Annotated in this window: 7 protein-coding genes and 2 pseudogenes; all 9 read left to right on the top strand. The window is 63.2% G+C overall.

Going from position 1 to position 7653, the window contains the following annotated elements:
- Window positions 1-325 precede the first annotated feature (325 nt).
- Window positions 326-484, top strand: a pseudogene (locus tag ABIB51_RS22765) (transcriptional regulator); the annotation flags it as partial.
- Window positions 485-676: 192 nt separating this feature from the next.
- Complete coding sequence (locus tag ABIB51_RS22760; RefSeq protein WP_354191640.1) at window positions 677-853, top strand: CsbD family protein; 177 nt, start codon at window positions 677-679, stop codon at window positions 851-853.
- Window positions 854-1478: 625 nt separating this feature from the next.
- A pseudogene (locus ABIB51_RS22755) lies at window positions 1479-1643 on the top strand (IS30 family transposase); the annotation flags it as partial.
- Between the two features lie 130 nt (window positions 1644-1773).
- Window positions 1774-2568 (top strand): hypothetical protein, encoded by a 795-nt coding sequence (locus ABIB51_RS22750; RefSeq protein ID WP_354191639.1) that lies wholly within the window; start codon window positions 1774-1776, stop codon window positions 2566-2568.
- A gap of 940 nt (window positions 2569-3508) precedes the next feature.
- Window positions 3509-4339, top strand: a complete 831-nt coding sequence (locus ABIB51_RS22745; protein ID WP_354191638.1) for an EAL domain-containing protein — start codon at window positions 3509-3511, stop codon at window positions 4337-4339.
- A gap of 512 nt (window positions 4340-4851) precedes the next feature.
- Entirely contained in the window at window positions 4852-5265 is a 414-nt protein-coding gene (locus ABIB51_RS22740; protein WP_354191637.1) for a response regulator transcription factor, read from the top strand.
- Complete coding sequence (locus ABIB51_RS22735) at window positions 5265-5438, top strand: hypothetical protein (RefSeq protein WP_354190912.1); 174 nt, start codon at window positions 5265-5267, stop codon at window positions 5436-5438. Before ABIB51_RS22740 ends, ABIB51_RS22735 begins: the two co-directional genes overlap by 1 nt.
- A 23-nt stretch (window positions 5439-5461) precedes the next feature.
- Entirely contained in the window at window positions 5462-5983 is a 522-nt protein-coding gene (locus tag ABIB51_RS22730) for a MepB family protein (RefSeq protein WP_354191636.1), read from the top strand.
- Between the two features lie 628 nt (window positions 5984-6611).
- Window positions 6612-7205: a polysaccharide deacetylase family protein gene (locus ABIB51_RS22725; RefSeq protein ID WP_354191635.1), complete on the top strand. Its 594-nt coding sequence runs from the start codon at window positions 6612-6614 to the stop codon at window positions 7203-7205.
- Window positions 7206-7653 lie beyond the last annotated feature (448 nt).

Below are 7653 nucleotides of genomic sequence, written 5' to 3'. Positions count from 1 at the left end.
CAGAAGCGACAAAACGGCACGCAGCTACCTCGCTGGCGTCACGCTCGCCTCGGCCCTGATCTGGATCAAATCAGGGGTTTAGCAACACACCCTAGAGGCCCAGCCCTGGGCTTTGCAAGTCTTCGGATGCGGAGCGTTGCTGTTCCCGCTGGGCACGTTCGGCCATGAGCCGTGATTGGCGCTGGGCATCGGTCTCGGGTTTTTTCTCCACCGGTGCCTGCTCGGCCGCTTTCTTGGCCTGCTGCTCGGCGACAAGTTTCTGGAGCCGGGTCATGACGCGGGGTTTCTCCACCTGGACCGGCGTAACAGCCGCCGGCTCCTGGGCGTAATTGGATGGTGCCGAATGCGCGACGCAATGCGATGGTTTACCGTGTCGCGCATCGAGCAGGCCACCGTAACTAAGGCGGCCTGCAGCGGCCACACCATCCACGAGGTCGGAGAACCCCCAGCGAACGCCAGACCGGTACACGGTCATGGCGAGTGAGCCACTCAATCAACCCCGGTCAGTACAGCTAGCCGTCTGTCGGCCGTTCCGGACCGGCATTCAAAGCCGCGCCCGGACCACCGGGGACGATGCTCCGGCCGCCGTGGCGCTAATGCAGGCACGCGGATTATCCTGAAGCTGTGATCTGCCGGTGGACCGCCGGCGGCACGACTAATCAACAGGAGGCCCGCCATGGGGCTGGGTGACAAGATCAAACACACCGCAGAGAAGGTCAGCGGCAAGGCCAAAGAAACATCCGGAAAAGCCGCCGACGATGATCGTCTGGAGGCCGAAGGAAAAGCAGACCAGAAGAAAGCCGATCTTAAGGGCGCCGCGGAAAAAGTCAAGGACGCCTTCAAGAAGCACTGACCGGATACGAGTGCACCGGCCTTAACGAAGGACAGGAACCAGCACGGCCCGTGATCAGCCGTGTCCGTCAACTGCCGTCGCAGATGCGCCCCGGACGTGTCCGTGGACGGCGGCGAGAGCCCCTCCTACAATAGGGCTACCTGTCGGCCGCTGGCCGGCAGTCCCTGATCAAGGAGATAAGGCAATGGCGCCTGCTTCCCGGTTTCCGTCCCGCCAAAATGCACCCCGCGGCACCAGCACCCGTCCGTGGTGCAGCGCGTGCGGGACGGATGCATATCTGTTCATCGAGACCGTGGGGGGCTCCGCCAGTTGGCCGGGCACCTCCATCGAGGTCAGCTACACCTGTCTGGAATGTGACGGGTTCTACGCCCACGATGTCCTTTCCAGCGGCATCGACCCGTCAATTCTGCGCCAGTTCCCGCCGGAAGCCCCGACACTGCATACGGACCCTGCCTCCAAAGCAGTGAGCCCATGAGATGAGAACCGGCACCACAAGCACGGTCCCTCCGTGCACACCTGAAAGGGTGCGGCTCCTTTTATCAGAGCTGCACCCTTTCGGCGTTCCTGGGTTTCACGCTTTGCATCGACGAACTCGGCTACATGGAACTGGATAAACGCGGCGCCGAACTGCTCTTCCAATGGCCTGCTGCGCCAGTATTTCCCCAAGGGCACGGACCTGAGCATGCACAGCGCACAGACCTCGACTGGGTGGCCCAGGAACTCAACGACCGGCCAGGCAAAAGACTACAAAAAGCCGATCGAACTGATCGAAAACCTCCTGTTGCAATGACCGCCTGAATCCGCCCATCGGCTTACGCCGCACTATATGGTGGTGCCCGTGCCCGACTGGTGTCCCGTAGGCTGGGCGCATGAACCGCAAGAGCACCAGACAGCCGCTTCAAAGGCGGTGGTGGATTGCGGTGACTTTCATTCTTGTCGGAGCCGTGATCGCGGTTCCCGCGATCAGCATTGCGCAGTTCATGATCGGCCAGGCTGTCGGCCGGGTCACAGTCGTTGAGGATGCCGGCGGAAAAGAGCGCACCGTTTACTGGCGGGACTATCCAGGGATCGCAGGCCTCGACTCCGAGGAGGTCTTGCAGGGCCCGACTCCCGAAGAAGGATATGAGACAGGCCAAGAGATGGTCGGGGAGATCCGGGCAGCGCTCACCCGGGAACTGAAGCTGGAGTGGGCACCCACGCCGGATGGGCAGAACGGAATCGAGCCGTTCGTCGATCGAGTTCAGAACTACTTCGGCGGAGAATCGCTGCTCACCGTGGTCAACGCGCCGCCGGCGCAAAGCACGAGTGTGCCGCGGGCCTGGGCTGATAAAGAGCGGACAATCAGGATCTTCGGCGAAATCACCGGCCGATATGGCTACGGTGCGCCCGCGCTCGACAGGTTTGACGAATGGACAGAGGAAGACCGCATCCGGGACCTAGGCGGGGCAACGCCGGAGACCCAGGTGATCGTCTCCGGGTCTGTCCACGGCCCCGCCGGCCAGTGGTTGATGTTCACGTTCCAGGATCTTTCGAAAGACACCGATGGCAGTTTCAGGGAACGCCTCGAGGCGCCCGACGGGTCGGACTGGCAACTCGACACCATCAGCCTCAGCTACGGCGCCAACGGCCTCCTGCGCGAGGCAAACCGGGAAGAGTTCGAGAAGCGGCTGGTCCTCTTCACCGGCCTGACGCCTCCACTTCCCCTCGAAACCTAGCCCGCAGAGCAGCTCTGAAGTCTCGATCTAAAGGGCCCTCACGGATGCCGTCTCATTGGACCCGCCCGAGGAAGTGTCCACGATCCTTTACGAACGCTCGTGCGGCACCGTTCCGTTGGGTCAGAAGTGGCCGTGCTGTTCACAGATGCGTGATCACTCAACTCTTGGTCTCTTTGGGATGGCTTGTATGGACCTGCTCAAGAAAGACCACTTGTTCCACGACGTAGAACCAGATGCGGGCATCACCCTTGAGTGTGGGCTTGTGCTGCCACCGCTTATGGGCGGCCCCGCCACGCTTACCGGCCACCGGCCGGCCGGTGGCCTTTCGGGCCCGGGGCTCCACAGCCCTCTACGGATGCATGTGGTGCCACAGCCTGCGGGACGGGATTGCCGCGCACGGATAAATTCCAGCTCTGTCAGAGACAGGACGGGTTGGTGCTGTTGTACAGTCATGTCACGGTCCTCCGCCTTCCTAGCTTCGAGTCCCGAGTTCAGAAGCACGGATAAACGAAGAACCGGTTCCGGGCTCAGCCGGAACGGGGGAACAAAGGAATAGCCAATGTCGATGGAATCGTCTTCTCCTGGAGCATGCCCCAATGAAGGGCATCCCGATCCGGGCGGGGGCTCGGCCTCTTGTGAACCTCTGCCGGGGATACGCCGACAGGCCGCGGCAATAATAGAAGCGGCACTGTCCGGGTCGGAGCCAACGGACGCCCGGGCAAGAATTCAATTACGTGCGTCTACTGCCGCTCATCCGGGCAGCCCGGAAAGAGCGCTGGCGGAACACTTGACCGCACTCCGACCCCAGACCGGTCTTCCCCCCGATGCTCCGACGGGAGTGCCCGCGGCCCACGGCCCCGCCCTCAAGCCGCTGATCGGAGCCACAACCCCGCGGTCGCTTCCCGTCACGTCCGGAATTGAGGCGATTCTGGAAGGCCGGATGCTGGTCACAGCGTTCCAGCCGATCCGTGAACTGTCCACCGGGGCGGTGATCGGGGTCGAAGCGTTCACGAGGTTTGGCAATGACGGAAGCGACACTGCAGAGGAATGGTTCGTTGCAGCTGCCGAGGCCCGGCTGGGAAGCGAGCTGGAATTCGCTGCCCTCGAATGTGCTCTCACCGCCGCTCAGCGGCTGCCTGCGCACCTGTACGTGGCGTTGAAACTGTCTCCGAGCACCTGCCTGGATCCGCTCCTGCCCGAATTTCTCGGGGAATCGGCGTTGTCTCCCTGCCACATTGTTCTCCAGCTTACTGATGCCCTCACGCCGGAGCAGCCTGCGGCTCTGGTCTCGGCGCTGGCTCCACTGCGTCGGGAGGGTGTCCGCCTCGAGGTTGACCATGTGGGTTCGTACTTTGATTCGATCCGCCACGTCCGGCAACTCGAACCCGACATCATCAAACTCGACCGCGACCTGATCGCAGGAATCGACGCGGACGCGCTGCGCCACGCCTTCGGCGAGGCGATGACCGGGTTCGCGGAGCAGCTCGGAGCTGCCCTTATCGCCGAAGGGATCGAAACCAGTAATGAACTCGCTGCGGTTGCACGCCTCGGCGTAACAGCCGGGCAGGGCTACTACCTCGGCCGTCCTTCGACTCGCCCTCAGGACTGGGCCGGCTGGAATAACCCTGCCGAGGAATACCGGCCGCTGGCGAAGGCTGACGAGCCGTCGGGTCGTTCTGATGGTTCGTCGCCAGTCCCTTGGGCCATCGCGGGTCGCCGACCCGATGGCCCAGAGACGTTCGTGCATCAGACGAATACTCTTGCCCAATAGCAAACACACGATGGGCCTACGGGCGGCGCTAACTGATTGCCCCGGGTCCCGCCAGCACAAGTACGCCGACCCTCAACCACAACTGAGGGAAGATGTGCAACATGGGGAAATTCAGCGGTGCCGCGCTCATCTGACAGTGAAGGCTTCGGGAGGCCAGCATCGCTGCCGTAGCATCCCTTTCGGCTTACCGGTGTGCGCCAATCGATTTCGGGATGGTTGGCCGCCGCCCAAACGGCCAGCGCGTCGCTATAGTTGCTGAGCGGTCCACCCGGATCGGGCACGCGGTTCGCTTCAGCGCAGTTTATTGTCAGCGCAGTTTATTGACGGCGACTCGCCCCTCCGGCAGGGAGTGACGGTTTCTACGCGAGGGCTCGTCGGGACGGAAATGTACCGACTCCAAGCTTCGCCGGGACAGGGCGGCAGAGCCGGGGCGGTGGAGTTGGACGCATTTTGGTGCGTAGGACGGGGAGGGAAAGCCCATAGAATGGTGAGGAATTGGCCGGGGGGACCATATGAATTCACGCGGGATTTGCCTTGTCATCGAAAATGACCGCGACATCCGGGAACTGCTCGTACTGATCCTCTCCGCCATGGGCTTTGAAGTACGGGCCGCAACCACCGGGGCGGCAGGGATTCGCGCGGCGAGGGCACTGGATCCGCCCCTGATTACCTTGAATCTCGGCTTACCGGACATAAGCGGCCACGACGTTGCCCGCAGCCTCAGGAAATATTCAAATGAACCCATCATCATGATCACCGGACGGGCCAGGGCCGGTGACGAACTCGACGGCATGGCCGCCGGCGCTACCGCCTACCTGACCAAACCCTTCCGGCCTGCACAACTCAGGGCAATGGTGCAGGAACTGTGCCCGCCGCCGTCCCCTGTCACCGCGCCAGCCCATAATGTGTTCAGTGATGAGGACTGATGCCTGACCCGTCCACCCTTGCCTTCGGCCTGACCTACACGGGCACCCTCGTAGTGGCCCTGCTGATGTTCCTCGGCCAGGTAGCCGCCTTCACAGCCCTGCTGGCCATGGCCGGGACCGCCAAACTCCTGGTCGTGTCCGTGCGGGCACTACTGCGCCCACGATCGGACTGACGCTGTACTTTTCCCCAGGGGTCGTGCTGATCGGAGTTGTTGTGGCGTCTGCTGTTCTTCATCCGGATGTGGCTGCTGCGATTGAGGCGTGTGATCGACTCGGTTCGGGGCCTCTGGCGGTGGTGCCGGAGCCCGACAACGCCGAGTACGGCGCTGTGGTCTCAGTCACCGGCGAGACGCGGTTTCGGGCGGGCAAGCTGACACCGACGAAAGTGGGATTGTTCGTCACGGTGTGGCGGCGCGCCAGTGACGGGTCAACCAAACCATTGTCGGCCGAATATGGTCCGCAGTCGTTGGTGATCGCCGTTCGAGAGGGCGACAACTTGGGGCTCTTTGTTTTCCCGAAGAGCGCGCTCGTTGAGCGCGGCATCGTTGCTATCGGTGGCGTTGGCGGGAAGCGCGGGTTTCGGGTGTATCCGCCGTGGTCAGCGACGGAAAACCCCCAGGCGAAGCGGTCTCAGAAGTGGCAATGCAGATTCTTCCTCGACCTGGGCGACGGGGACGTCGACCTGCAACGGGCCCGCAGTCTTCTTGATGCGACCTAGATGTGATTCCCACGGAGGTTGTGAACAGCGTGGCGTGATGTAAAAGGCGAGGGCCTGCCGATAGTGCGGACAGCCCCCGCATCTTGATCTGCCTGGTTTCGTTCTGGCCTTGGTTGCCAAACGCCGGTCCTTTCGTCCAGCTGGCGCGTTCCTAGGTTGTCGATCCCGGCGCTGAGGCTGCCCATGCCCTGTATGTTTAGCCGGGGCGCGGTCGCCACGCGCTCCGCGGGGATGCGCCGGTTACTGTCGCAACATTATTGGGGGGATTCCATTGGAATGGGTTGAATATGATTGCAGGCCGGCGCGCCGCTTAGTCCTTTTGTCCGCTACAGCATTAGTGCTCTCCGGATGCCGTCCCGGGACCGGCGTCCCCAGCCAGTCACCTCCCGCACCGGCACCTGAGCTGACGGCACCGGCAGTTCCTGAATCTTCAGCTCCTGCGCCCGTCCCCGACGTTTCCCCTGCAGCGGCCGCTCCTCTGCCTGCCCCCACCCCGGAACCGCGGCTCAATCCGGTACCATCCCAGGACCAGATCATCGCCGGATTCTCCGGACGCCTTCCTTCCTATTGGGGCCTTGGGGCGCCGAAGGTCCCCAAAACCCTCCCGGACCCGGCGGCAGGAATCGCATTGACCCTGGATTTCTGCGGCGGCCTCGGCGGCAACGGCACAGACCACGCGATCCTGGACATGCTGCAGCGCCTCCAGATCCCGGCAACGCTGTTCCTGAATGCACGATGGATCCACGCCAACCCGTCCCGGGCACGGGACCTTGCCGCCAATCGGCTCTTTGAACTGGCCAACCACGGAACCCGCCACGCGCCGCTGAGCGTGACCGGCAAGACCGCGTACGGGATCCCCGGAACGCGCAGCAGCGCAGAGGTATATGAGGAAATCATGTCCAACGACGCCCTGGTCACGGCACTCTCCGGGCAGCGCCCCCGGTTCTTCCGCCCCGGCACCGCGTTCCTTGACGACGTCGCGGCCGAGATTTCCCTCGCCCTGGGCCTTATCCCCGCCGGGTTCAGCATCAACGCCGACGGCGGGGCGACCTACCCGCCAGCAGTAGTCGCTTCGGAAACGGCCAAAGCCCGTCCCGGCGACATCATCCTCGCGCACGGAAACCACCCCGGATCCGGCACGGCAGCAGGAATTTCCGCCGCAATCCCTGCCCTGCTGGAAAAGGGATACTCCTTCACCACCCTGGGCTCTGCCTTTCCCTGACAACCAGAGCCGCTACCGCAGCCCTGGGCAAATGCTCGTCAGTTCCCACAAACAAGGGCCGCGTCCACGCTGGAAGATCCTTCACCGGACGTAGGGGGTCGGGGACCAATGCGCGGGAATGTAGCGCTAAGGGTCCCGGTAGTAGTGGAACGGGATCGCGCGCTGGGGCTGGCGGGGGTCGGGGCCAGATGGCGAGTGGCCGCCCCTTAGCGGCCGGCGTTGTAGTGGGTGGTGATTTGGGTTGGGGTGAGGGCTGTGGTGTAGGCGGCGGCGAAGCGCAGGCTGCCTTTGTAGAAGAAGTTGGTGGGTTGGGTGGGGGCCCAGCCGGCGAGGTTGTCGTAGCCGATGCGCCAGTACTGGGGTTGCCCGCAAATCGTGGACAGTTGATCAGGCGGCTTGTGCCGGCTGAGGTTTTGTTATGGCGAGGAATCGTTCGTGTTCCACGGGT

This window comes from Arthrobacter sp. UYCu712 (genome assembly GCF_040547005.1).
Classification (GTDB): Bacteria; Actinomycetota; Actinomycetes; order Actinomycetales; family Micrococcaceae; genus Arthrobacter.
The sequence above is the reverse complement of the archived record's forward strand: the minus strand, read 5'-3'. Positions and strand labels throughout refer to the sequence as shown.

Bases quoted from the DNA above. Each gene is read 5' to 3' on its own strand.
- ABIB51_RS22740 (WP_354191637.1), top strand. From the start codon at position 4,852: ATGAATTCACGCGGGATTTGCCTTGTCATCGAAAATGACCGCGACATC.
- ABIB51_RS22735 (WP_354190912.1), top strand. From the start codon at position 5,265: ATGCCTGACCCGTCCACCCTTGCCTTCGGCCTGACCTACACGGGCACC.
- ABIB51_RS22760 (WP_354191640.1), top strand. From the start codon at position 677: ATGGGGCTGGGTGACAAGATCAAACACACCGCAGAGAAGGTCAGCGGC.
- ABIB51_RS22745 (WP_354191638.1), top strand. From the start codon at position 3,509: ATGCTGGTCACAGCGTTCCAGCCGATCCGTGAACTGTCCACCGGGGCG.